The sequence below is a fragment of the Lentzea sp. HUAS12 genome (genome assembly GCF_024125735.1).
Taxonomy (GTDB): domain Bacteria; phylum Actinomycetota; class Actinomycetes; order Mycobacteriales; family Pseudonocardiaceae; genus Lentzea; species Lentzea albida.
Genome location: NZ_CP099738.1, coordinates 704,814 through 729,474, shown reverse-complemented (window position 1 = coordinate 729,474; position 24,661 = coordinate 704,814). Strand labels below are relative to the sequence as shown.

23 protein-coding genes are annotated in these 24,661 nt (G+C 70.5%); 14 read left to right on the top strand and 9 right to left on the bottom strand.

Translation table 11 applies throughout. The annotated features are described in order from the left end of the window. Window positions 1-3: 3 nt before the first annotated feature. The gene (locus tag ND450_RS03520; protein WP_089920111.1) at window positions 4-375 is read left to right on the top strand and encodes a hypothetical protein; all 372 of its coding nucleotides are present in this window, start codon (window positions 4-6) and stop codon (window positions 373-375) included. 5 nt (window positions 376-380) lie between these two features. Further along, entirely contained in the window at window positions 381-857 is a 477-nt protein-coding gene (locus ND450_RS03515; protein ID WP_253324711.1) for a roadblock/LC7 domain-containing protein, read from the top strand. Here the strand turns inward: ND450_RS03515 and ND450_RS03510 are convergent. From ND450_RS03510 to ND450_RS03490, 5 genes are all read right to left on the bottom strand, one after another. After that, window positions 823-2,397, bottom strand: coding sequence for a glycoside hydrolase family 43 protein (locus tag ND450_RS03510; RefSeq protein WP_253324710.1), 1,575 nt, complete (start codon window positions 2,395-2,397; stop codon window positions 823-825). The two genes, ND450_RS03515 and ND450_RS03510, sit on opposite strands and share 35 nt — an antisense overlap. Window positions 2,398-2,507: 110 nt before the next feature. Next, window positions 2,508-3,521 carry an endo-1,4-beta-xylanase gene (locus ND450_RS03505; protein ID WP_253324709.1) on the bottom strand — a complete coding sequence of 338 codons (1,014 nt, stop codon included), beginning with the start codon at window positions 3,519-3,521 and terminating at the stop codon, window positions 2,508-2,510. Window positions 3,522-3,523: 2 nt separating this feature from the next. Then, window positions 3,524-4,342: a carbohydrate ABC transporter permease gene (locus ND450_RS03500; protein WP_253324708.1), complete on the bottom strand. Its 819-nt coding sequence runs from the start codon at window positions 4,340-4,342 to the stop codon at window positions 3,524-3,526. 1 nt (window position 4,343) lies between these two features. After that, window positions 4,344-5,318, bottom strand: coding sequence for a carbohydrate ABC transporter permease (locus ND450_RS03495; protein WP_089920102.1), 975 nt, complete (start codon window positions 5,316-5,318; stop codon window positions 4,344-4,346). Further along, complete coding sequence (locus ND450_RS03490) at window positions 5,318-6,595, bottom strand: extracellular solute-binding protein (RefSeq protein ID WP_089920101.1); 1,278 nt, start codon at window positions 6,593-6,595, stop codon at window positions 5,318-5,320. The genes ND450_RS03495 and ND450_RS03490 overlap by 1 nt, the downstream gene beginning before the upstream one ends. A 122-nt stretch (window positions 6,596-6,717) precedes the next feature. Between ND450_RS03490 and ND450_RS03485 the strand changes: the two genes are divergently transcribed. From ND450_RS03485 to ND450_RS03475, 3 genes are all read left to right on the top strand, one after another. Beyond that, window positions 6,718-7,731: a LacI family DNA-binding transcriptional regulator gene (locus ND450_RS03485; protein ID WP_089920099.1), complete on the top strand. Its 1,014-nt coding sequence runs from the start codon at window positions 6,718-6,720 to the stop codon at window positions 7,729-7,731. A gap of 10 nt (window positions 7,732-7,741) precedes the next feature. Beyond that, a complete protein-coding gene (locus tag ND450_RS03480; RefSeq protein ID WP_253324707.1) occupies window positions 7,742-10,042 on the top strand; it encodes a glycoside hydrolase family 3 N-terminal domain-containing protein in 2,301 nt (766 codons plus the stop codon). A 65-nt stretch (window positions 10,043-10,107) separates the two neighbouring features. Further along, window positions 10,108-11,106: a TerC/Alx family metal homeostasis membrane protein gene (locus ND450_RS03475; protein WP_253324706.1), complete on the top strand. Its 999-nt coding sequence runs from the start codon at window positions 10,108-10,110 to the stop codon at window positions 11,104-11,106. Here the strand turns inward: ND450_RS03475 and ND450_RS03470 are convergent, their stop codons facing one another. Beyond that, entirely contained in the window at window positions 11,107-12,285 is a 1,179-nt protein-coding gene (locus ND450_RS03470; protein ID WP_253324705.1) for a serine/threonine-protein kinase, read from the bottom strand. It lies immediately after the preceding gene. Window positions 12,286-12,382: 97 nt separating this feature from the next. After that, window positions 12,383-13,393, bottom strand: coding sequence for a LacI family DNA-binding transcriptional regulator (locus ND450_RS03465; protein ID WP_253324704.1), 1,011 nt, complete (start codon window positions 13,391-13,393; stop codon window positions 12,383-12,385). 125 nt (window positions 13,394-13,518) lie between these two features. On the opposite strand from ND450_RS03465, the gene ND450_RS03460 reads away from it, so the two are divergent. From ND450_RS03460 to ND450_RS03420, 9 genes are read left to right on the top strand one after another with little or no spacing between them, the layout of a single operon-like run. Further along, window positions 13,519-15,021: a sugar ABC transporter ATP-binding protein gene (locus ND450_RS03460; protein WP_253324703.1), complete on the top strand. Its 1,503-nt coding sequence runs from the start codon at window positions 13,519-13,521 to the stop codon at window positions 15,019-15,021. Continuing rightward, a complete protein-coding gene (locus tag ND450_RS03455; RefSeq protein ID WP_253324702.1) occupies window positions 15,018-15,242 on the top strand; it encodes a hypothetical protein in 225 nt (74 codons plus the stop codon). The genes ND450_RS03460 and ND450_RS03455 overlap by 4 nt, the downstream gene beginning before the upstream one ends. Continuing rightward, window positions 15,239-16,282, top strand: coding sequence for an ABC transporter permease (locus tag ND450_RS03450; RefSeq protein WP_253324701.1), 1,044 nt, complete (start codon window positions 15,239-15,241; stop codon window positions 16,280-16,282). The genes ND450_RS03455 and ND450_RS03450 overlap by 4 nt, the downstream gene beginning before the upstream one ends. Beyond that, window positions 16,275-17,234 (top strand): ABC transporter permease, encoded by a 960-nt coding sequence (locus ND450_RS03445; protein ID WP_253324700.1) that lies wholly within the window; start codon window positions 16,275-16,277, stop codon window positions 17,232-17,234. Before ND450_RS03450 ends, ND450_RS03445 begins: the two co-directional genes overlap by 8 nt. Next, entirely contained in the window at window positions 17,231-18,295 is a 1,065-nt protein-coding gene (rhaS, locus tag ND450_RS03440; protein ID WP_253324699.1) for a rhamnose ABC transporter substrate-binding protein, read from the top strand. The genes ND450_RS03445 and rhaS overlap by 4 nt, the downstream gene beginning before the upstream one ends. Before the next feature lies 1 nt (window position 18,296). Next, entirely contained in the window at window positions 18,297-18,608 is a 312-nt protein-coding gene (locus ND450_RS03435) for an L-rhamnose mutarotase (RefSeq protein ID WP_089920082.1), read from the top strand. 15 nt (window positions 18,609-18,623) lie between these two features. Next, window positions 18,624-19,778: an L-rhamnose isomerase gene (rhaI, locus tag ND450_RS03430; RefSeq protein ID WP_253324698.1), complete on the top strand. Its 1,155-nt coding sequence runs from the start codon at window positions 18,624-18,626 to the stop codon at window positions 19,776-19,778. Next, on the top strand, window positions 19,778-21,802 hold the full coding sequence (locus ND450_RS03425) for a bifunctional aldolase/short-chain dehydrogenase (RefSeq protein WP_253324697.1): 2,025 nt from the start codon (window positions 19,778-19,780) through the stop codon (window positions 21,800-21,802). The genes rhaI and ND450_RS03425 overlap by 1 nt, the downstream gene beginning before the upstream one ends. Next, window positions 21,799-23,106 carry a rhamnulokinase family protein gene (locus ND450_RS03420; protein ID WP_253324696.1) on the top strand — a complete coding sequence of 436 codons (1,308 nt, stop codon included), beginning with the start codon at window positions 21,799-21,801 and terminating at the stop codon, window positions 23,104-23,106. The genes ND450_RS03425 and ND450_RS03420 overlap by 4 nt, the downstream gene beginning before the upstream one ends. On the opposite strand, the gene ND450_RS03415 is transcribed toward ND450_RS03420, so the two are convergent. Both ND450_RS03415 and ND450_RS03410 read right to left on the bottom strand, forming a co-directional pair. Beyond that, window positions 23,091-23,972, bottom strand: coding sequence for a CPBP family intramembrane glutamic endopeptidase (locus ND450_RS03415; RefSeq protein WP_253324695.1), 882 nt, complete (start codon window positions 23,970-23,972; stop codon window positions 23,091-23,093). The genes ND450_RS03420 and ND450_RS03415 overlap by 16 nt on opposite strands. Window positions 23,973-24,083: 111 nt before the next feature. Continuing rightward, window positions 24,084-24,611 (bottom strand): helix-turn-helix domain-containing protein, encoded by a 528-nt coding sequence (locus ND450_RS03410; RefSeq protein ID WP_253324694.1) that lies wholly within the window; start codon window positions 24,609-24,611, stop codon window positions 24,084-24,086. Between the last annotated feature and the right edge of the window lie 50 nt (window positions 24,612-24,661).

Sequence of the window (24,661 nt, the reverse complement as noted above, 5' to 3'; positions counted from 1 at the left end):
GGAATGAACATCGAAACGGCGCTCAAAGAAGCCATGAACATCACCGGCGCGCTCGGTGTGGCGCTCGTGGACTACGACAGCGGCATGTCGCTCGGGTCCATCGGTGGCGGCGACTGGCTGAACCTCGAGGTGGCCGCGGCCGGCAACACCGAGGTCGTGCGGTCCAAGCAGCGGGTGATCTCGGCTCTCGGGCTGAACGACGAGATCGAGGACATCCTGATCACCCTGCACCGCCAGTACCACCTGATCCGCCTGTTGTCGCAGGGCAAGCGGGGTGACTCGCTGTTCCTCTACCTCGTGCTCGACCGCGAACGCGCCAACCTCGCGCTCGCCAGGCACAGCCTGAAGGCCATCGAAGCCGACCTGACGGTCTGACCGCGATGTCCACCCAGGCAGCGCAGAACTCCGGCGCGCTGCCCCTGCGCAGGCGCGGATCGACGACGCCGGTGGCCGCACCGGCGATGGCGCGACAGGCAGCGGGCACCAACGCCAGGAAGATGACCGAGGCACTGCAGGAGATCCACGACAGCATCGACACCATTTCGATCAACGGTGTGCTGATCGCGACGCGGGACGGCCTGGTGCTGTGCGGCGTCACGCGGGACATCGAGGACGACGGCGTCGCGGCCATGGCCGCGGCCTCCGCCGGTCTCGCGAGCCAGTTCACCTCGCAGGCCCGGATCGGCCTCCCGAAGGCGGTGTTCTTCGAGGGCGACTCCGGTCAGGTGGGCGTGTTCGGCGTCGACGAGGACACGCTCATGGTGGTGCTCGGCAAGCGGGACACCACCATGGGCATGTTCAACGTCGTGGCCAAACAGGCGCTCACCCTGCTGCAGAACGTTCTCGCGAGGGACTGAGCCCTCGGTAGGTGAAGCTGCCGAAGTCGGCCCACGACCCGCTCGGCGCACCGGAGCTCGTCGCCAGCAGTCCGATGTGCACGCCGGTGAACCCGCCTGCCGCCTGCGTGCTCAGCACCCGTCCGTCGAACGGCTCGCCCAGCGGCCGCCACTCGCCACCGCCCGAGGCGACCAGTGCCCGGTAGTCCTGGCCGGTCGCCTCGAAGCACAGGCGCACGGCACCGTCGGGCACCGTGGTCCGCGCCAGCGGGGTGTCCTGCCCGCCGGCGCGGACCACGAGGGTGACCTCGCGGTGGCTGCCGAGAAGCAGCCGCACGTGGTGCTCGTCGTTCTGCAGCAACACCATTCCCGCGGTCTCCCCCGGCCGGGCCGGGTCGAACTCGAGCACGCAGGACGCGTGGAAGTCCTGGTGCTGCTGGCGCCGCACGACGAGGCTCGGCGTGGCCAGGTCCGTCACCGACTCCGGGCGCACCCGCAGCCGCAGGTGTCCCGGCCGGTCCGCGAGCGACCAGAACACCTCGTCCGGCGTGCGCAGGAACATCCACGAGGGGTCGAGGACCGGCCCGTCGAAGTCGTCGGTCTCCGGCACCTCCGGCCACGGGTGCGCGGGCAGCGCCGGAACGTCGTACCGCGTCTCCACCCTGCCCGTACCGGGGCTGAACACCGGACCGCCCGCCTCCCAGGACACCGGCACGAGGAACGTCTCGCGCCCGAGGTTGTAGTTGTAACCGCCGTAGGGCCGCGTCGCGAGCAACACCGCGAACCACTGGCCGTGCTGCGTGAGCACCAGGTCCGCGTGGCCGGCGGCGGCGATCGGGTGGTCACGACCGAGGTGGCGGTGGGTCAGCACGGGGTTCAGCGGCGAACCGCGGTACGGGCCGGTGACCTCGTCCGCCGTCGCCACGACCACCGAGTGCTCGAAGTCCGTGCCGCCCTCCGCGCAGAGCAGCACGTACTTCCCTCCCACCTCGTACAGGTGCGGCGCCTCCAGCCAGACGGAGTCCCGCAACGCGCCTGTCCACAGCACGTGCTCGTCCCCGATCAGCTCCCTGTGCACGGGGTCGAACTCGCGCAGCCACACCTCGGTCTGACCGGGCCCGCCACCGGGCACCTCGCGGGTGCCCGTCCACCACGCGCGGCCGTCGTCGCCGAAGAAAAGCGACGGGTCGAACCCGTCCGCCTCGGGCAGCCACTGCGGCTCCGACCACTCACCGGCCGGATCCGTGGCCGTCACGACGAAGTTGCCGCTCTTGGTGGTGCCGTCGACCAGCGTGCACACCACGTAGAACACGCCGTCGTGGTACCGGATCGTCGGGGCGTACAGGCCACCGGACGCCCGCACCCCCTGCAGCGGCAGCTGGGACGGGCGGTCCAGCACGTGCCCGAGCAGCCGCCAGTGCACCAGGTCCCGGCTGTGGTAGATCGGCAGGCCGGGGAAGTACTCGAACGTCGACGTGACCAGGTAGTAGTCCGATCCCGCCCGGCACACCGACGGATCCGGGTGCGAGCCGGGGAGGATCGGGTTCTCGAACTGTGCCAAGTGGACACTCCCCCGTTAGGGCGTGCAGCGAAGTCCGGAGGTGGTTCCCGGTGGCGCGGCCGGAACAGACCGCACCACCGGGGTGCTACGAGTGCCGCGCCGAGGCACGGCTACCGCGGCCGTGGCCCGTGGTGGTTGAGCCGGGCGTAGGCGGGCTTCGGCACCAGGTTCTCGTCGAACAGGCAGGCGGCGCCCTCGCCGGGGAACACGTCCGGCACCCACGAGTGCCGGTCCGTGAAGCCCCACGTGGTGAACTCGACGCACCGCTTCACCGCGTGGCAGGCGTCCCAGACCTGCCCGAAGTAGTCCGCCTGCGCGGCGAGCTTCTCGGGCGTGACGGGCAACGGGATCCGCACGTCCGCCTCGGTGATCGCGACGTCCAGGCCGAGCGCGGCGAACCGCGCGATGTTCTCCTTCATGCCGGCCGGGAACCCGTACATGAGCGAGAGGTGCGCCTGGATGCCGACGCCGTGGATGGGCACGCCCTGCCGCTTCAGCGAACGCACCAGCTCGTACGTCGCGTCGCTCTTCGGGTTGAGGCCCTCGATGTTGTAGTCGTTGATGTAGAGCTTGGCCCTCGGGTCGGCCTGGTGCGCCCAGCGCAGCGCGTCGGCGATGTAGCCGTCCCCGAGCTTCTCCTGGAACACCGTCGGCCGGCGCGTGCCGTCCTCGTTGAACGCCTCGTTGACGACGTCCCACGCCCGGATCTTGCCGCGGTACCGGCCGGCCTCGGTCTTCACGTGGTCGCGAACGACCTGGCGCAGCTCCGTCGCCTCCAGACCGCCCACCCAGTCGGGCAACTGGCTGTGCCACACCAGTGTGTGGCCGCGCACGGACTTGCCGGTCTTCTTCGCGTACGCCACGATCGCGTCCGCACCGGACCAGTCGTACTGGCCGCGCACCGCCTCGACGGTGCCCCACTTCATCTCGTTCTCCGGTGTGACGCTGTCGAACTCCCGCGTCAGCACCGCTTTGTAGTCCGCCTCGGCCTCGAGGTGCTGGACGGCCACCGCACTGCCCACGTACCTCTTCGTGACGCCCTGCAACGGTCCCCCGGCCGAGGCGGGCGCGGCCTGCACCGCCACCGCCAGCACGGCGAGGCCAACTGCCAGTCGGATTCGCACGGTCATCCCTTCACAGAGCCGGTCAGGCCGCCCACCATCCGGCGTTCGGCGAGCACGAAGAACGTGAGCGCGGGGATCATGGACAACGCGGTGAAGGCGAGCACCTTCGCGGTGTCCTGGGTGTGCTCGGACTGGAACATCGCCACGCCGAGCGGGAGGGTGAAGTTGGTGGAGTCGTTGAACACCAGCAGCGGCAACAGGAAGAAGTTCCAGCTGGTGACGAACGCGAGCACCGACACCGTGATGAGCGCCGGCCGCGACAGCGGCAGCAGGATCCGCCAGAAGAAGCCGAGCTTGGCCGCGCCGTCGAGCAGTGCGGCGTCCTCGAGCTCACCGGGGATCGCGTGCATGAACGGCCGCAGGATCACGATCGTCACCGGCAGCGAGAACGCCGCCTCCGGGATCGCGACGCCGAGCGGGTTCTCCAGCATCCCGAGCTGGCGCAGCCACAGGTACAGCGGGAGCGCCGCGACGCCCAGCGGGAACAGCAGGCCGAGCGTGAACAGGGTGTAGAGCCCTTCCCTGCCCCGGAACGCGTAGCGGGACAACGCGAACGCCGCCATCGAGCCGAGCCCGACCGCCAGCGTCGTGGCGATCACCGCGATCAGCGCGCTGTTGCCGAGCAGCCGCCAGAACTGCGGCGAGGTGGCGACCTCGACGTAGTTGTCGAACACGAACGGCCCCGGCAGCCCCGCTGGTGACGAGTTGATCTGCGCCGTGGTGCGGAAACCGCCCAGCACGACGAACAGCAGGGGGACCACCGTCACGCCGATGACGGCGATCGCCGCCAGGTAACCGGTGATGTTGTTGCGGCGTACCACCTCAGCGCACCCCCGACGTCACAGCGCCCTCGGTGTCCCTGCGCAGGGCGAACCGCTGGTAGAACAACGCGAACACGAAGCAGATGATGAACAGGATCACCGCGACCGCGCTGCCGAAGCCGAACTCGTAGCGCTTGAAGCCGTGGTCGGTGAGGTAGACCGCCATGGTCGTCGACGCGTTGGCGGGACCGCCGAGCGTCATGATCCAGACGAGGTCGAACAGCTGCAGCGACCCGATCACCGAGAGGAAGATCCACACGCGGATCGTCGGTCCCAGCAACGGGAGCACGACGTGCCGGGTGGTCTGCCAGGGACTCGCGCCGTCGAGGGCCGCGGCCTCCCGCAGCTCGGCCGGCACCCCCTGCAACCCCGCCAGCAGCAGGATCACGCCGAACCCGATGTACTTCCAGGTGATCACGAGGAACAACGTGTAGAGCACCATCGACTGGTCGGCGAGCCACAGCTGCACGAGCCCGCCGAGTCCCACCGCGCGCAGGACCTCGTCGACGAACCCACCGGGCTGCAGCATGAGCAGCCAGATCACGGCCGTCACGGCCTCGGACAGCACGTACGGCGCGAACACGACCATCCGCAGGAACGTCCGGCCGCGCAGCTTGCGGTTGAGCAGCATGGCCAGGCCGATGCTGAGCGGCAGCTGCACGACGATCGACAGCACCGCGATGATCATGTTGTGCCCGACGGCGCTCTGGAAGACGTCACCGGACAGGGCGTCGACGTAGTTGTCGAGGCCCACGAAGTCGGTCAGAGGGCCGAAGCCGCTCCACGAGTAGAGGCTGTAGTACGCGGCGACCCCGATCGGGATCATGACGAATCCGACGAACAGCACCAGTGCCGGGGCCAGCAGCAACGCGAGCTCGAGGCGGGTGCGGAGTCGGGACCGCCGCCGGGTGCCCCCGGCCGCTGGCGCGTGCGGCACGGGGGCGGTCGGCGGCCGCGTGGTGATCGCGGCACTCATCATTTGTTCCCGGCAGCTGCTTCACTCACCGATTTCACGATGGTGTCGGGTCCGCCCTGACCCGCGAAGAAGTTCGCGATGGTGTCGTTGAGGGCCTGACCGACCTTGGTCGGGAACGCGGTGTCGAAGTAGAACTGCACGTGCGACGCCTTGGACATGGCCGCGGCGATCACCTTGTGCGGCTCGCTCTTCAGCGCGGCCACCCCGGCAGGGGTCACCGGCAGACCGGAGTTGGTCTCGGCGAGGATCTTCTGCACGTCGTCACCGACGAGGTGCCCGAGGAACTCCGCGCACGCCTTGGCGGCACGCGTGGTGCAGGAGAACCCGTCACCGCCACCGAGCATCACGGTCGGATCGCCCTGCCCGCCCGGCACGCTCGGGAACGGGAACCAGCCGATCTTCGAGGCGAGTTCCTTGTCCTCGGTGAGCGCCTGCATCACGTCGGGCTGCCAGTCGCCCTGCAGCTCCATGGCCGCCTTGCCGTTGGCGACCAGGCCCGCCGAGCTGCCCGCCCCCTGCTGAGCGGGCGTCCCGACGAACCCGTCCTGGAACGGTTTCGTGTCCAGGAAGCTCTTGAGGTTCTCGCCGGCCTTGGTGAAGCAGGGGTCGGCCAGTTCGGTCTTCTCGACCGCCTTCTTCAGCGTGTCGACCGAGCACTGGCGCACCGCGAAATAGGCCCAGTAGAACGCGTCGGGCCAGCGGTCCTTGCCGCCCAGCGCGATCGGCACGATCCCCGCGGTCTTCAGCTTCGCGACGGCGGCGTTCAACTCGTCCACAGTGGTCGGTGTCGAGGTGATTCCCGCGTTGGCGAAGACGTCCTTGCGGTACCAGAACCCGACCGCGTGCATCAGGTACGGCGCGCCGTACTGCTTGCCGCCGACCTTCCAGCCGTCGGCGTTCTTGGCCAGCGGCCCGATCCAGCCGGACGAGGCCTCGGTGATGTCGGCGAGCTTGCCGGACTTCAGCTGGTCGGCGAGCGCTCCGCCGCCCCACTGCTGGAAGAGGTCCGGAGGGGTGTTGCCCTGCAGAGCGAGGGGCACCTTGGTCTGGAACTGCTCGTTCTGGATCGGTTCGATCGTGAACGAGGTGTTCGGGTGGGTCTTGTGGAAGTCGTCGGCGATCTGCTGCCACTTCGACTTCATCGGTTCGGTGGTCCTGTTGTGCCACCACGTGAGCGTCACGGGGCCTTCAGTGGAGGCATCACCGCCACCACCACCGCACCCGGCCAGCACGAACGCCGCGGCGGCGAAGAGGGCAAGGGGCTTTCTGGAACGCATCGGGGGTCCACTCCTGACGACGTCGGCCGGTTGGACTGCGTGTGTTGGGGCCAGAGACTGCCGCGAGAACCCGTGTCGTGTCAATCGTTGTCGATAACGTTTTACACGGCTAGCCTGACCCGGTGCCCCCACGCTCCCGCGTCACGATCAAGGACGTCGCCGCTCAGGCCGGCGTCTCGGTCGCCACCGTCTCCAAGGTCCTGAACAACCGCTACGGCGTCTCCGCTGACACGTTCGCGCGGGTCACCGCCGTGATCAAGGACCTGGGGTACGAGGCGAGCCTCGTCGCGCAGAGCCTGCGCAACCACCGGACGAACGTCATCGGCATCCTCGTCGCCGACATCGAGCCCTTCAGCACCGAACTGCTCAAGGGCGCGGCGGACGCCATCCGCGGCACCGGCTTCGAACTCGTCGTCTACTCGGCGGGCGGCCGAACAGGTGACCCCCACGGCTGGGAGCAGCGGTACCTGACGCGGCTGAGCGGCACCCTCGTCGACGGAGCAGTGCTGGTCACGCCCGCCGTCGACCTCGAAGGCATCCCCGGCACGCCTGTGGTCGCGGTCGACCCGCACACCGGCCGCGCGGCGCTGCCCACGGTCGACTCCGACAACCTGCACGGCGGGCGACTCGCGACCGAGCACCTGCTGGAACTCGGTCACCGCAGGATCGCGATGCTGACCGGCCGCGCGGACCTGAAGTCCGCGCAGCAGCGCGAGACCGGCTACCGCGGAGCGCTCGCCAGCGCGGGGGTGCCGGTCGACGAGTCGCTGGTCCGCAGGGGCGACTACGACGCCGAGGTGGCCGCCGCGTCCGCTCGTGAGCTGCTGAGCGGGCCCGACCGGCCGACCGCGATCTTCGCCGCCAACGACACCACCGCGATCGCCGCCATCGAGGCGGCGCTCGAACTCGGCCTGCGCGTGCCGGAGGACGTCTCGGTGGTCGGCTTCGACAACATCCCCGAGTCCGCGCTGTGCACACCGCCGCTCACGACGGTGGAGCAGCCGATCCGCGAGATGGGCCACCGCGCCCTCGAACTGCTGGTGCGGCTCATCAACGGCGACGAGCCCGCCGACACCCACATCACCCTGGGCACCGACCTGGTCGTCCGGCGGTCGACACGTCCCCTGACACCCTGAGGTTGTTCCTGTGACGACAGAAGCCACCACGCCGGACGAGGTCTGGCGCAATCCGCACGCCCCCGTGGCCGACCGAGTGCGCGACCTGGTCGCGCGCATGACGCCGCAGGAGAAGGTCGCGCAGCTGCAGGGCGTCTGGGTCGGCATCGACGCCGTCGGCGAGATGGCCCCGCACCAGCACGAGTTCGCCGTGGCACCGCAGGACTTCGACGAGCTGACCAAGCACGGCATCGGCCAGCTCACCCGCGTGTTCGGCACCCGGCCGATCGCGCCCGAGGTCGGCGCGCACACGCTCGCCCGCACCCAGCGGCAGATCATCGAGGCGAGCCGCTTCGGGATTCCCGCGGTGGCGCACGAGGAGTGTCTGACCGGGCTCGCCGCGTGGCAGGCGACCGTGTACCCGTCACCGCTGTGCTGGGGCGCGAGCTTCGAGCCGGACCTGGTGCGGCGCATGGCCTCCAAGTTCGGCGACTCGATGCGCCGCCTCGGCATCCACCAGGGTCTCGCGCCCGTCCTCGACGTCACGCGCGACCTGCGGTGGGGCCGGGTCGAGGAGACCATCGGCGAGGACCCGCACCTGGTCGGCCTCATCGGGTCCGCCTACGTCGAAGGCCTCGAGCTGGCCGGGATCGTGGCCACGCTCAAGCACTTCGCGGGCTACTCGGCCTCGCGCGCCGGGCGCAACCACGCCCCTGTCTCGATCGGCCCGCGCGAGTTCGCCGACGTGGTCCTGCCGCCGTTCGAGATGGCGCTGAAGGCGGGCGCCAGGTCGGTCATGAACTCCTACGCCGACAACGACGGCGTGCCCGCCGCCGCGGACGCGACGCTCCTCACCGACCGGTTGCGCGACGAGTACGGCTTCACCGGGACGTTGGTGTCCGACTACTTCTCCGTGGCGTTCCTGCACAAGCTGCACGGGGTCGCCGCCGGGCGCGAGGACGCGGCCGCGCTGGCGTTGACGGCCGGCATCGACGTCGAACTGCCCACTGTGGACTGCTTCGGCGAGCCGCTGCTCGAAGGCCTGTACTCCCAGAGCGTGGACGTCGAGCTCGTCGACAGGGCGTTGACGCGCGTGCTGACGCAGAAGGTCGAGCTGGGCCTGCTGGACCCGGACTACTCCCCCGCGCCCGCCGCGGACCTCGACCTGGACGACGAGGAGTCGCGTGCGCTCGCCCGCGAGGTGGCCGAGCGTTCGATCGTGTTGCTGCAGAACGACGGCGTGCTCCCGTTGGCGGGCAAGCGACTGGCCGTCGTGGGTCCGCGCGCCGACGAGCCCGGCGCGATGATGGGCTGCTACTCGTTCCCGCTGCACGTCGGCGTGCACCACCCGGACGTGGAGATCGGCGTCGACGTCACCACCGTGGTGGAGGCGTTGCGCCAGGACCACGACGTGGTGTTCGCACGCGGCTGTCCCGTGCTCGGCGGGACGGACGACGAGATCGCCGAGGCCGTCGAGGCGGCCCGGCAGGCGGACGTCTGCGTGGTCGTGCTCGGTGACCAGGCGGGACTGTTCGGCAACGGCACGTCCGGCGAGGGCTGCGACGCCGCGGACCTGAAGCTGCCCGGCCGCCAGGAGGAACTGCTGGAGGCGGTGCTCGGCACCGGCATGCCGGTCGTGCTCGTGCTGCTCTCGGGCCGGCCCTACGACCTGTCCCGGCAGGTCGACCGGCTGGCCGCCGTCGTGTGCGGCTTCTACCCCGGTCAGGAGGGCGGACCGGCGCTCGCGGGTGTCCTCGGTGGACGCGTCAACCCGTCCGGCAGGCTCCCGGTGAGCTTCCCGGGCGCCGGTTCCAGCCAGCCCTCGACCTACCTGAGCGCGCAGCTCGGCAGGCGCACCGAGGTCAGCAACGTGGACCCGACGCCGCTGTTCCCGTTCGGGCACGGCCTTTCCTACGCACCGGCCTCGTGGGTCACCGCGGGCTGCGAGGAACGCGAGTGGCCGACCGACGGCTTCTGCAAGGTGCACGTGGTCGTGCGCAACGACACGGACGTCCCGACCAGCGAGGTCGTCCAGATCTACCTGCACGACCCGGTCGCCGAGGTCGCGCGGCCCGTGCGGCAGCTGGTCGGCGCGGCGAAGGTGGACCTCGCGCCCGGCGAGACCCGCACCGTCACCGCCCGGCTGCACGCGGACCTGACCTCCTACACCGGCCGCGCGGGCCACCGCCAGGTCGATCCCGGCGACGTCGAGCTGCACGTCGGCACGTCCAGCGCGAACATCCACTCCGCGGTGAAGCTGACGATGACCGGCCAGACCCGGCGCGTCGGGTTCGACCGGGTGACGACACCGGAGTTCACGACGAGTCCCTGACGGCGCTCCGGCCGTCCGCCCGGTAACGTCCCCTGCGGACGGACCGGGCGGCCGGAGGGGTTGCGGTGCTGGAGATCAGCGGACTGACGTGGGCGACGACGATCGGCGTGATCGTCCTGCTGCTGGCGGTCGACCTGGTTCTGGCGGCGTGGAGACCACACCGGATCGGCTTCCGCGAGGCCACCCTGTGGTCGGTGTTCTACATCCTCGTCGCGATCGCCTTCGGCGTGTGGTTCGCCAGCGCGCACGGCGGCGGTTTCGGCGCGGAGTACTTCGCCGGCTACATCGTCGAGAAGAGCCTCTCGGTCGACAACCTGTTCGTCTTCGTGATCATCATGACGACGTTCCTGGTGCCCGAGGAGCACCAGCACAAGGTGCTGACGTTCGGCATCGTGCTGGCCCTGATCATGCGCGGCATCTTCATCGCCGTGGGCGCGACGCTGCTGTCGTTGTTCTCCTTCATGTTCCTGCTGTTCGGCCTTCTCCTGATCTTCACCGCCGTGCAGCTCTTCCGGCACCGCGACGAGGACCCCGACGTCGAGAACAACGTCGTGGTGAAGACCGCGCGCAAGCTCATCCCCGTCACGGACGACTACGTCGGCGGCAAGATCTTCACGCGCGTCGACGGCAAGCGGCTCGCCACGCCCCTGTTCATCGTGCTGGTCGCGATCGGCGGCGTCGACCTGCTGTTCGCGCTCGACTCGATCCCCGCGGTGTTCGGCGTGACCGAGGAGCCCTACATCGTCTTCACCGCCAACGCGTTCGCGCTGCTCGGCCTGCGGGCGTTGTTCTTCCTCGTCAAGGGTCTGCTCGACCGGCTGGTCTACCTCTCGGCCGGTCTCGCGATCATCCTCGCGTTCATCGGCGTGAAGCTGATCCTGCACTGGGCGCACGTGGACATCTCGGAGAGCGTGCCCGAGGTGCCGACCCCGCTCAGCCTGGGCGTGATCATCGCGATCCTGGTGGTCGTCACGGTCGCGAGTCTCGTCAAGACGCGCAACGACCCCGCAGCCAAGGCGCACCCCGGTTCCCTGCGCGGCAGCCACCGCGACAGGGACGAGTGATCAGCCCTTGCCCTTGTTCTCGCCCTTGCCGGGCTTGTCCTTGCCCGGTCCCGGCTTGTCCTGTTCCGCGGCGGGGCCTGCTGCCTTGCCCTTGTCCCGCGGTTCGGCCCTGCGGTTGTCGACGGCCTGCACGGCGGGCGGTGCGTCGGCCGGGGGCAGCGGCTGCACCGCGACGGGCGTCGGCGCGAAGCCGGCCGTCTGCTCCGGGGTCTGGACCTGAGTCCGGGTCGAGGCGGGAGCAGTCGTCGCCGGCTGGTCGGCACCGGTCGCCGTGACGCTGTTCCACGCGCTGATCCCCGTGCCGATGGCCGAGATCAGCACCACGGCGGACGCGGCCGCGAGCAGTCCGCGGGAGCGCGGCTTCGGCACGACGACGGTGGGGGTGTCCGCGGACGGGGTGCGCAGGGCTTCGGCGCACTCGTGGGCGGACGGGCGGCGGGCCGCGCTCAGGGAGGTCATCCTGGACAGCAGTCGCACGAGGTCGAACGGCAGTTCGTCCGGGATCGCCGGCGGCCGGTGCAGGCGAGCGACCGCGGACTCGACCTCGGCACCCTGGTACTCGCGCTGCCCGGTGAGGCATTCCAGCAGGACGAGCCCGAGCGCGTAGACGTCGACCGCCGACGTGAGGTCCTCGCCCCGCACCTGCTCCGGCGCGAGGTAGGCGGCCGTGCCGACCACCTGGCCGGTCCTGGTCAGACCCGCCTCGTCCGCGGAGCGCACCAGGCCGAAGTCGGCGAGACGCGGCAGGCCGTCGTCGTCGAAGAGGATGTTGGACGGCTTGACGTCGCGGTGGATGAAACCGCGGGAGTGGACGTGAGCCAGCGCGTCCGCGAGGGCCGCCCCCACCCGTCGCACCTCCTCGACGGACATGGGCCCCTTCGCGATGCGATCGCGCAGGGTCTTGCCCTCGATGAGCTCCAGGACCAGGTACGGCGTCTCGCCGGACGGGTCGGCGTCGTAGACCTTGACCAGGCCCGGATGCGACAGCCCGGCCAGCGCGCAGATCTCCTTGTCGATGCGGCGCGCGTCCGAGAGGTCGTCACCCGGCTGGAACAGCTTGATCGCGACGTCCCGGGCCAGCAGGACGTCCCTGGCCCGGCGCACCTCCGCGACGCCACCGGTGCCGAGCACCTCACCCAACCTGTACCGGTCGGCGAGGAGAACTGTGTCCGACGGCATGAGCAAGGCCTTTCCGTTCGGGCTCGGGACCACCTCTGGGTGCCCACCCGACGGGTGATCCAACCGTGCGGCTTCCTCCGCTTCGAACGGCCGCCGATCAGCGTCTCCTGATCGCGGTGGAGGCCCGGACCACCAGCTCAGGCTGGAACTTCACGTGCCGGTGCTCGTGGTCGGGCTCGTTCTCCGCGAGCAGCAGCTGGGCGGCGGTGCGGCCGAGCTGTTCGCGCGGCTGGCGCACCGACGTCAGCGGCACGGCGGCGGCCGCGGCGAAGTCGATGTCGTCGTAGCCCACGACGGCGAGGTCGTCCGGCACGCGCAGGCCCTGCTGCGTCATCGACTGGAGCAGGCCGAGTGCGACCAGGTCGTTGCCGCAGAACGCCGCGGTGGGCCGGCGGGACGCGGGCAGGCCGACGAGCCTCTCCCCCGCGCCCCGGCCCTCCGAGACCTGCAGGCTCCTCGTCTCGAGGAACGCCAGGGCGTCGTCCGGCAGACCGGCGTTGCGCAGGGCCCGCAGCGCGCCCTCGCGGCGGTCGCGCACCTGCTGGATGGACAGCGGGCCGCCGACCATCGCGATGCGGGTGTGGCCGTTCTCGATCAGGTGTGTCACCGCGAGCTCGCCGCCGAGCACGTCGTCCACGGCGACCGAGCACCGCGTGCCGTCCGTCGCCTCGCGGTCGACCAGCACGATCGGCGTGCCGCGTTCGGCGAGCTGTGCGCTCTCCGTGTCGACCGGGGTGATCAGGATGCCCTCGACGCGTTGCTCGTGCAGCAGCTCCAGGTACTCGCGTTCGCGGCCGCCGTCGGAGGCGCTGTTGCAGAGGAATAGGGCGAGGCCCGCCTCCCGCGCCGCGTCCTCGACACCGCGGGCCACGTCGGTGAAGAACGGGTTCGCCGCGTCGAGCACGACGTAGGCGAGCACCCTGCTGCGGCCCGCGCGCAGCTGGCGCGCGGACTCGTTGCGCACGAAGCCCAGTTGCTCGATCGCGGCCAGCACCCGTTGCCTGGTCGCCGGGGCGACGACGTCCGGCCGGTTCAGCACGTTCGAGACGGTCGCGTTGGACACGCCGGCGTGTTGCGCGACGTCGCGGATGCCCACTGACGGCTTCACCGGCGGCTCCTTTGTTGAAACGTGACAACGAATCGTACCCCGCAACCCTTGACATGGTGATGTAGCGCACTCAGAGTGCTCGTAACTCAGGTGTTAAAACGTTTCAACATCGAGGAGACACGGACGTGGACCGACCTCCCGTGGTGGCACTGGAGCAGGTGAGCAAGTCCTTCGGCGCCGTCCGCGCGTTGTCCGGGGTGTCGCTGGAACTGCTGCCCGGCGAGGCCCACGCGCTGCTCGGGGAGAACGGCGCCGGCAAGTCGACACTGATCAAGACCCTCGCGGGCGTCCACCGCCCCGACGCGGGCGCGGTGCTGGTCGGCGGCGAGCAGCGGCGGTTCTCCGGCCCGGCCGACGCCCTGGCCGCGGGCATCGCGATCATCTACCAGGAGCCGACGCTGTTCGGCGATCTGTCGGTGGCCGAGAACGTGTTCATGGGCCGCCAGCCGCTCGGGTTCGGCCGCCGCATCGACGTGGCCGCCCTGCACGCGCGGACCTCGGAGCTGTTCTCCCGCCTGGGGGTCCGCCTCGACCCGGCCCGCCCGGCGCGTGGACTGTCCATTGCGGACCAGCAGCTGGTGGAGATCGCCAAGGCGCTGTCGTTCGACGCCCGCGTGATCGTCATGGACGAACCGACCGCCGCCCTGTCGGCCCACGAGGTGCAGCGACTTTTCGGTGTGGTGCGGGCGTTGCGGGCGCAGGACGCGGCCGTGCTGTTCGTCTCGCACCGGTTGAACGAGGTCTTCGAGCTGTGCCAGCGCGCCACGGTGCTGCGCGACGGCGAGTTCGTGTGGTCCGGCGGGCTGGAGCCGGAGACGCCGGACTCGTTGGTGCGCCGGATGGTCGGACGCGAGCTCTCGCAGCTCTTCCCCAAGGAGGACGTCGAGCCGGGCGAGGTGAAGCTGGCGGTGCGGCGGCTCACCCGCGAGGGCGTGTTCACCGACGTGTCGTTCGACGTCCGCGCGGGCGAGATCGTCGCCCTGTCAGGACTTGTCGGAGCCGGACGCAGCGAGGTCGCGCGCGCCGTCTTCGGCATCGACCGCCCGGACGGCGGTTCCGTGCACGTGGGCAGCCGCAAGCTCAAGTACGGCTCCCCCACCGCCGCGATGGCCGCCGGCATCGGGTTCGTGCCGGAGGACCGCCGCCAGCAGGGGCTCGTGATGGACGCGTCCATCGAACGCAACACCGCGCTCGCCTCGCTGGGCAGGCTGTCGACGTTCGGGTTGCTGCGGCGCCGTTCCGAGCGCGCCCTGGCGCAGGACTGGGCGGTGAAGCTCCGGCTGAAGTTCGCCCGGCTGGGCGACCCCGTCGGCGTGTTGTCCGGCGGCAACCAGCAGAAGGTCGTGCTGGCGAAGTGGCTGGCGCGCGGGCCGTCCGTGCTCATCGTCGACGAGCCCACCCGCGGCATCGACGTCGGGACCAAGGCCGAGGTGCACCGGCTGCTGTCGGAACTGGCCGGGCAGGGCGTGGCGGTGTTGATGATCTCGTCGGAGCTGCCGGAGGTGCTGGGCATGGCCGACCGGGTGCTGGTGATGCACGAAGGGCGGCTGGTGGAGGAGTTCTCGCGGGCCGAGGCGACGGAGGAACGGGTGGCGCTGGCGGCCGCGGGTCAGGTGGGGGCGGAGTGACGGCGCAGGAAGGCGTGGCAGGGCGCGTGGTCGCCGCCCGGACGGCGGTGGGTTGGACGGCAGCGACGAGCCGGAAGACCGTCGCGAACCCAGCCCCGGCGGCGGGCCGGAAGGCCGTCGAGCGCCGCGCCCCGGCAGTGGGCCGGCAGGCCGTCGTGAGCCGAACCCCGGCGGCAGGCCGCAAGGCCGTCGGGCACCGAGCCCTGGCGGTGGCCCCGTGACCGCTCAACTCACCCCCGCCGTCGCACCCTCGCGCCGCACCGCGGCCCGACGCCTCTCCACCCGGGTCGGCCGCGTCCGCGAACTAGGCATCGTCGTGGCCCTCGCGCTCGTCGTCATCCCCACGGCGATCGTCAACCCGCGCTTCATCCAGCCGCAGAGCCTGCGCGACCTCCTCCTCAACGCCTCGATCGTCGCCCTGCTCGCGGTGGGCCAGACCCTCGTCGTCATCACCCGCAACGTCGACCTGTCCGTGGGCTCGGTGCTCGGCCTGTCCGCGTTCCTCACCGCCCAGCACTTCGCCGACCACCCCGGCACCCCGCTGTTGCCGGGCATCGGGTTCGGCGTCGCGGTAGGCCTGGCGTGCGGACTGCTCAACGGCCTTCTGGTGGCGCTGGGCAACGTCCCCAGCCTCGTGGTCACGCTCGGCACGCTCTACGTGTTCCGCGGCGTCGACTTCGCGCTCGCGCAAGGCAAGCAGGTCAACGCGGCGAACCTCCCGGACGCGCTGCTGAACCTCGGCAGCGCCCGAGTCGCGGGCATCCCGGTGCTCGTGCTGGTCACCCTCGTGGTCATCGTGGTGGCGGCCGTCTACCTGCGCTCCTACCGGTCCGGCCGCGAGCTGTACGCGATCGGCTCGAACCCGGAGGCCGCGACCCTCGCGGGCATCCCGGTCGCGAAGCGGACGCTCACCACGTTCGTCCTCTCCGGACTCGTCGCGGGCCTCGCCGGTGCGCTGTGGGTGGCCCGGTACGGCACGGTCGACGCGGCGGCGGGCACGGGGCTCGAACTCCAGGTCGTCGCGGCGGTCGTGGTCGGCGGTGTCGCGATCTTCGGCGGGTCGGGCACGGTCACCGGGGCCGCGCTCGGCGCACTCCTGCTCGGCACGATCACGAGCTGCCTGTTGGTGCTGCAGATCCCCGCGTTCTGGCAGCAGGCGATCTCGGGCGCGTTGCTGCTCAGCGCGATCACCGTCGACCGGCTCCTCGCACTGCGGCTGGCGAAGGCACTGCGCACCTCGGAAGGGACCAGCCATGCGTAACCTCCTGCGGTGGGAGACCGCGCTGGTGTTCCTGCTGATCGTCGTCGCGCTGACCGGTCAGGCCGGCACGGACGGCTCGTTCCTGTCCGGCGGCAACCTCTTCTACCTCGGCCTCGACATCGGCGAGATCGCGCTGATCGCGCTGCCGCTGACGCTGGTGGTCGTGGCGGGCGAGATCGACCTGTCCGTCGCGTCGGTGCTCGGCCTGTCGAGCGCGATGATCGGCTGGCTGTGGAACGCGGGCTGGTCGCTCGAGACGATCCTGCCGACCGTGATCGTGGTCGGGGCGGTGTGCGGTGCGGTCAACGGACTGCTGGTCACCCGGCTCGGACTGCCGTCGCTGGCCGTCACGATCGGCACACTCGCCCTGTACCGAGGCCTCGCGCTGGTCGTCCTGGGCGACACCGCGGTCGCCGACTTCCCGGCGAGCTACACGTCGTTCGGCACGACCCCGGTGCCCGGCACGGACATCCCGTACCCGATCGTGCTGGCCGCGGTGCTCGCCGTCCTGTTCGGAGTCGCGCTGCACGCCAGTTCGTTCGGCCGGTCCGTCTACGCGATCGGCGCCAACGAGGAGGGTGCGCGGTTCTCCGGCATCCGGGTCAAGCGGATCAAGCTGTCCCTGTTCGTGCTCGCCGGGGCGGTGGCCGCGATCGCGGGCATCGTCTACACGTTCCGCTTCTCCAGCGCCCGTGCGGACAACGGGCTCGGGCTCGAACTGGCCGTCGTCGCCGCCGTGCTGCTCGGGGGCGTGTCCATCTTCGGCGGCAAGGGCACGTTGTTCGGCGTGCTCGCGGGCGTGCTGCTGCTCGGCGGCCTGCGCAACCTCCTGATCCTGCAGGACACCTCCACGGAGGTCCTCACCATCGTCACCGGCCTCCTGCTGCTGGTGAGCGTTCTCGCCCCGTCCGTCACCCGTCGCGTCGCAAGTCTGAGGAAGGCCGCGCCATGAACACACGTTTAGTGCTTGCCCTGGTGGTGTCCGGGGCCGTCGCGCTCACCGCCTGCGGCGGTGGCACCACCAAGGACAGCGCCGGTGACCAGACCGGCGGCGCCACCAACGCCGCGAAGGGTGATCCGAACGCCGCCATCAAGGAGGGGCTGAAGATCACGTTCCTGCCCAAGCAGGTCAACAACCCGTACTTCACCGTGGCGCAGAAGGGCGCCGAACAGGCGGGCACCGCGATCAAGGCCGAGGTGAAGCCGACCGGGCCGTCCGACGCGGCCGCGTCCTCGCAGGTCACCTACATCAACACCGCCGCGCAGCAGAAGCAGGACGCGCTAGTGATCTCGGCGAACGACGCCAACGCCGTCGCGCCCGCCCTGAAGAGCGCGCGCCAGCAGGGCCTGAAGGTCGTCACGTTCGACTCCGACGCCGCGCCGGACGCGCGGGACGTGTTCATCAACCAGGCCACGTCGAACGAGATCGCGGCCGGTCAGGTGAAGCTGATCAGCGAGGCGGTCGGCGGGTCCGGTGAGATCGCGATCCTGTCCGCGACCCCCAACGCCACCAACCAGAACGCGTGGATCGAGGTCATGAAGACCGAGCTCGCGAAGCCCGAGTACTCGGGTCTCGAGCTCGTCGAGACCGCGTACGGCAACGACGACGACCAGACGTCGTTCCAGAAGACCCAGGGCCTGCTGCAGGCGCACCCGAACCTCAAGGGCATCATCTCGCCGACCACCGTCGGTGTCGCGGCGGCCGCCCGGTACCTCAGCTCGTCGGAGTACAAGGGCAAGGTCCAGCTGACCGGTCTCGGCACGCCGAACCAGATGCGCAAGTTCGTGCAGGACGGCACGGTCAAGTCGTTCGCGCTCTGGGACCCGAGCAAGCTCGGCTACCTCGCGACCTGCACCGCCGCCGCGCTCGCGTCCGGGCAGATCACCGGCGCGGAGGGCGAGAAGTACAAGGCAGGCGACCTGGGTGACTACACGATCGGCGCCAAGGGCGAGGTCGTGCTCGGCCCGCCGACGGTGTTCACCAAGGACAACATCGACCAGTTCGACTTCTGACATGCGCGTCTGCTTCACCTTGCGGGTCCGCGCCGACCGGCTCGAGGAGTACCGGGCGCGGCACCGCGAGGTGTGGCCGGAGATGCGGGCCGCCCTCAGCGACGCGGGATGGCGCAACTACAGCCTCTTCCTCGCCGGGGACGGCCTGCTCGTCGGTTACCTGGAGTGCGACGACTTCGACGCGGCTCTCGCGGAAATGGCGCGCACCGAGGTGAACGCGCGCTGGCAGACCGAGATGGCGGAGTTCTTCGTCGGCGACGGAAACGCCGACGAACGGATGACGCCGCTCGACGAGGTCTTCCACCTCGACTGAGTTTTGGGGAGAACGATGAGTGTGAAAGACGCGTTGCGCGACCAGCGGATCGAGACCCCCTCGTGGGCGTACGGGAACTCCGGCACGCGGTTCAAGGTCTTCGCGCAGCAAGGGGTTCCGCGCACGCCGTACGAGAAGATCGACGACGCCGCGGTCGTGCACCGGCTGACCGGGGTCGCGCCGACCGTCGCGTTGCACATCCCGTGGGACAGGGTCGACGACTACGGCAAGCTCGCCTCCTACGCCCGTGATCGCGGCGTGGCGTTGGGGGCCATCAACTCCAACGTGTTCCAGGACGACGACTACAAGCTCGGCAGCGTCTGCCACCCGGACGCCTCGGTGCGGCGCAAGGCTCTCGGCCACCTCCTCGAGTGCGTCGACATCATGGACGCCACGGGGTCGCGTGATCTCAAGCTGTGGTTCGCGGACGGGCTGAACTACCCCGGCCAGGACAACATCCGCGCCCGCCAGGACCGGCTCGCCGAGGCGTTGCGGGAGACGTACGCACGGTTGGGTCCGGATCAGCGGATGCTGTTGGAGTACAAGCTCTTCGAGCCCGCCTTCTACGTCACGGACGTGCCCGACTGGGGCACGGCGTTCGCGCACTGCCAGCAGCTGGGCGACCAGGCGCAGGTCGTGATCGACACCGGCCACCACGCGCCCGGCACGAACATCGAGTTCATCGTGTCGTTCCTGCTGCGGGCGGGCAAGCTCGGCGCGTTCGACTTCAACTCGCGCTTCTACGCCGACGACGACCTGATGGTCGGGGCGGCCGACCCGTTCCAGCTGTTCCGGATCATGCACGAGATCGTGCTGGCGGACGCGTTGAAGCCCGCGGCCGGCATCGCGTTCATGCTCGACCAGTGCCACAACCTGGAGCCGAAGATCCCGGCGATCATCCGGTCGGTGCTGAACGTCCAGGAGGCCACGGCGAAGGCGCTCCTGGTCGACCACGCCGAACTGGCCGCGGCACAGCAGGCCGGGGACGTGCTCGGCGCGAACGCCGCGTTGATGGACGCCTACAACACCGACGTGCGGCCACTTTTGCGCGAACTGCGCGAAGAGATGGGCCTGGACCCGGATCCGATGGCCGCCTACCGGCGGTCCGGGTACGCCGAGCGGATCGTCGCGGAACGAGTCGGTGGCGAGGCCGCCGGGTGGGGTGCGTGATGGAGCAGGTGCGAGCACTGCTGGGCAGGAGCAACCGGCTCGGCGCCGATCCGCGCAACACGAACTACGCGGGCGGCAACACCTCCGCCAAGGGGCCGCAGGTCGACCCGGTGACCGGACGACCCGTGGACCTCATGTGGGTCAAGGGATCCGGTGGTGACCTGGGCACGCTGGAGGACTCCGGGCTCGCCGTGCTGCGGCTCGACCGGCTGCGCGCGCTGACCGAGGTCTACCCCGGGGTGGAGCGCGAGGACGAGATGGTCGCCGCGTTCGACTTCTGCCTGCACGGCAAGGGAGGCGCGGCACCGTCGATCGACACGGCCATGCACGGGCTGGTGGACGCGGCGCACGTCGACCACCTGCACCCGGACGCCGGCATCGCGTTCGCGACGGCCGCGGACGGTGAGGCGCTGGTCAAGGCGTGCTTCGGCGACCGCGTGGCGTGGGTGCCGTGGCGGCGGCCGGGTTTCCAGCTGGGGCTGGACATCGCGGCGATCAGGCGCGACCACCCGCAGGCGATCGGGGTCGTCCTCGGCGGGCACGGCATCACGGCGTGGGGTGCGACGAGCGAGGAGTGCGAGGCGCACTCGCTGGAGATCATCGCCGGTGCCCAGCGCTACCTGGACGAGCACGGCCGCGCGGAGCCGTTCGGCCCGGTGGTGCACGAGCCGCTGGGTGTGGAGGAACGGCATCTCCGTGCCGCGGAACTGGCGCCCGTGATCCGCGGCCTGGCCTCCACCGACAGCCCGCAGGTCGGCCACTTCACCGACTCCGAGGTGGTGCTGGACTTCCTGTCGCGGCAACGGCATCCGGAGCTCGCCGCGCTCGGCACGTCGTGCCCGGACCACTTCCTGCGCACCAAGGTCCGGCCGCTCGTGGTCGACCTGCCGCCGACCGCACCGCTCGCGGACGTCGTGGAACGCCTGGGGCAGTTGCACTCCGCCTACCGCGACGACTACCGGTCCTACTACGAGCGACACGCCGAGCCGGACAGCCCGCCGATGCGCGGTGCCGACCCGGCCGTCGTGCTCGTGCCGGGCGTCGGCATGTTCAGCTTCGGCCGCGACAAGCAGACCGCGCGCGTGGCGGGCGAGTTCTACGTGAACGCCATCAACGTGATGCGCGGCGCCGAGTCGGTCTCGCGGTACGCGCCGATCGAGGAGCGCGAGAAGTTCCGCATCGAGTACTGGGCGCTCGAGGAGGCGAAGCTGCGGCGGATGCCGAAGCCCAAGCCGCTCGCCACCCGCGTCGCGCTCGTCACCGGTGGCGGTTCGGGCATCGGCAGGGCGGTCGCCGTGCGGCTGGCGGCCGAGGGCGCGTGCGTCGTGGTCGCCGACCGGGACGGTGACGCGGCACGCGAGGTCGCTGCCGGGATCGGTACTTCGGACGTGGCCGTGCCGGTGACGGTCGACGTCACCGACGCGTCCGGCATCGCCGAGGCGTTCCGCGCGGCGTCGCTGGCGTTCGGCGGCGTGGACCTGGTGGTGAACAACGCGGGCCTGTCGATCTCCAAACCCCTCGCCGAGACCACCGAGGCCGACTGGGACCTCCAGCACGACGTGATGGCCAAGGGCTCGTTCCTGGTGTCGCAGCAGGCGGCCGGTGTCATGCGCGCACAGGGCATGGGCGGCGACATCGTCTACATCTCCAGCAAGAACGCGGTGTTCGCCGGCCCGAACAACGTCGCCTACGGCGCGGCCAAGGCCGACCAGGCCCACCAGGTGCGCCTGCTCGCGGCCGAACTGGGCGCCGACGGCATCCGCGTCAACGGCATCAACCCCGACGGCGTGGTCCGCGGCTCCGGCATCTTCGCCGGCGGCTGGGGCGCCCAGCGGGCCGCGGTCTACGGCGTGCCGGAGGAGGAACTCGGCGAGTTCTACGCCCAGCGCACCCTGCTCAAGCGCGAGGTGCTGCCCGAGCACGTGGCGGCGGCGGTGTTCGCGCTGACAGCGGGTGACCTGTCCCTCACGACCGGCCTGCACGTGCCGGTCGACGCCGGCGTGGCAGCGGCGTTCCTGCGATGACGGCCAGATCGACCGCGGTCGCGGCGGTCGACCTCGGTGCGTCCAGCGGCCGGGTGGTCCGCGGGGTCGTCACCGGCGGCGCCGTGCACGTCGAGGAGGTGCACCGGTTCGCGAACGGGCCGGTGCACCAGGGCGGTTCCCTGCGCTGGGACGTGCGCGGCCTGCACCGCGAGGTCCTCGAAGGCTTGCGGCTCGCCGGTGAGGTCTCCAGCATCGGCATCGACAGCTGGGCCGTCGACTACGGCCTGCTCGACGCGTCCGGCGAGTTGCTGGCCGACCCGTTCTGCTACCGCGACTCCCGCACCGAGGGTGTGACACCGGCCGAGGGTCTGTACGAGGTCAACGGCCTGCAGTTCCAGCCGTTCAACACGATGTTCCAGCTCAGGGCCGAGTCCCTGCTCCCCCAGGCGTCCCAGTTCCTGCTGATCCCGGACCTGATCTCGTACTGGCTCACCGGGGAGCGCGGCGCCGAGTACACCAACGCCACCACGACGGGCCTGATCGACGTCCGAACAGGACAGTGGTCACCCGAGCTGACCCGTGGGCTGACCGCTCTTCTACCCCCGCTGCACCACCCCGGCGATCCGGCGGGTACCTGGAACGGCGTCCCGGTGACGGCGGTCGGGTCGCACGACACCGCGTCCGCCGTCGTCGCCGTCCCGGCTTCTCATGACCGGTTCGCGTACATCTCCTGCGGCACCTGGTCGTTGGTGGGGGTCGAGCTGCCCTCCCCGGTTCTCACCGAGGAGAGCAGGGCGGCGAACTTCACCAACGAGGGCGGCGTGGACGGCACGATCCGCTACCTCCGCAACGTGATGGGCCTGTGGCTGCTCCAGGAGTGCCTGCGGACCTGGAACGCCCGGCTGGAGCCCCTGCTGCGGGAGGCCGCGACGGCGTCCGGGGCGGTGTTCGACCCCAACGACCCGGTGTTCCTGCCGCCTGGTGACATGCCGGCACGGATCGAGCGGTGGTGCGGGAAGAGCATGTCTCAACCCGAGGTCGTGCGGTCCATCCTGGACAGTCTGGCGCTGGCCCACCGTGACGCCGTCGAGGACGCACAGCGGTTGTCCGGCAAGGAGGTCGAGGTCGTGCACGTCGTCGGTGGTGGCTCGCAGAACGAGCTGCTGTGCCAGCTCACCGCCGACGCGTGCGGCCTGCCCGTGGTCGCGGGGCCCGCCGAGGCGACGGCGCTGGGCAACGTGCTGGTGCAGGCGCGTGCCGTGGGCGCGGCCCACGGCACCCTCACCGACCTCCGCGCGCTGGTGCGGCGATCGCAGCCGTTGCGGCGCTACGAACCCCGCTGAACCCGTGCCCGGATCCGGCCGGCCCGCGCCGCCCGGCGCAGCAGCACGACGGTGGCCGCCCCGCAGACCAGCAGCGCGAACAGGCTGGCCTCCGGGCCGAACACGCCACCGGTGACCACGGACGGACCGGACAGGGTGGTCCGCAGCAGTCCGTCCGGCACGTCGTCCGACCCGGACACCGCGATGCCGAAGAGGCCGGCGTGGGTGAAGTTCCAGGCGAAGTGCAGGCCGATCGGGAACCACAGCGAGCGCGTCAGGACGTAGGCGGAGGCGAGCATCGCGCCGCCGGTCAGGCCGATCGCCAGCGCTCCCCACAGCGTGGCGTTGACGTTGACCAGGTGCGTCGCGCCGAACAGCAACGAGGACACGACCAGCGAGATCACCGTGCCGGCCCGTTCCTCCAGGATGCGGAAGAGCACGCCGCGGAACAGCACTTCCTCCATGGTCGCGACGCTGAACATCATCCCCGCGAGGCCCAACGCCCCGAAGAACGAGCCCCACGACAGCCCGTCCAGGCCGCCGAACACCACGATCAGCAGCATCAGGGCGCAGAACAACGCGAACCCGAGCAGCGTGCCGCGCAGCAGTCCGGACCACCGGTCCCGTACCGCCAGTTCGGGCAGGTCCTCCCGCTGTTCGACCTTGCGGTAAAGCCAGCGGTAGCAGGCGATTCCGACGACGCCGAGCCCGAGCCCCACCGGGAGCGCGAGCAGCGGGAGCGGGGCGACGAGGGTGTCGATCCCGACGACCGCCAGCATCACGGCGAACAGCGGGATGAACAGCACCGGGAACCTGAACCTGCGCAACCGGTTCGCTGAGCGCTCGGCGGTGGAACGGCCGTCCTCGGGGAAAGCACTGGGTTCCATGGCTCCGTCTTCCTGAGTGGTCTGCGGGACAACGCAAACGCTAGGGATCGGAGCCGTTCCGGGAATCCCACCGGAGAGGACAGCCGGGAGTAGCTCCCACGGGGGACAGAGTCACTCCTCGGCGGGCATCGCCACCAGGCTCACCATCCGGCGGGTGCGACCTTCGCCCGGCGATCGGCCGGTGCGCGCCGTGACGGCGGCCCGCAGCTCGGCCAGCAGTTCCGCGTGCTCCTCGTCGGTCAGCCAGACCGCGGCCTGCTGGTAGGTCACACCGTCCGCCACCGGGTCGGCCGGGTCGCGGGCCAGGTACTGGCCGAACTCCGCGAGCAGGCTGCCGGTGAACGCGGTGAACGCGCGGCGGTGGTCGTCGGGGGTCATGGCGGCGCGGCCGGACTCGTCGAGCTGCGCGCGGTCCCAGCGCAGCCGGTAGGTGCGCTCCATGATGCCCCGCACCCGCTTCTCCTGCAGCACCTCGAGCACGCCCGCGTCGGCGAGGACGGCGACGTGCCGGTACATCGTCGCCGGCGCGATCTCCGGCAGGCGTTCGCGCAGCTGCGTGGTGGTGCTGGGGTGCCCGTCGAGCAGCGCCTGCACGATGCGCAGCCGGACCGGGTGCAACAGGAGGTCCAAGTCGGCCATGGCCACCACGATCTCACCGGTGATACTGTTCTCAAAACTGAGAACAGTGA